This window comes from Methylobacterium sp. B1 (assembly GCF_000333255.1).
Lineage (GTDB): Bacteria > Pseudomonadota > Alphaproteobacteria > Rhizobiales > Beijerinckiaceae > Methylobacterium > Methylobacterium fujisawaense.
The window spans coordinates 1-224 of record NZ_BACT01000613.1; the positions used below are offsets into that span (position 1 = coordinate 1).

Annotated in this window: 1 pseudogene; it reads left to right on the forward strand. The window is 76.8% G+C overall.

The annotated features are described in order from the left end of the window. Window positions 1-5: 5 nt before the first annotated feature. Window positions 6-224: pseudogene (locus I53_RS34590) on the forward strand (hypothetical protein); the annotation flags it as partial.

Sequence of the window (224 nt, forward strand, 5' to 3'; positions counted from 1 at the left end):
CGACTCTGGCGGCGCTGGCCCTGGGGATTCACGCGGCCGGTCCCGCGGGTGCGCAGGTCGGTCCCGACGCGCGGCCCTACATCTACGGCCGACCGGGTCCGGACCGGGACGTCTACGCCCCGCCGCCCCGAGATCGCCGGCCGCCACCGCCCGCCGACGATGGCTACGGCTGGCCTCCGCCCCCGCCGCCATTCGACGATGCGTCCGACCGGATCCGGCCTCAA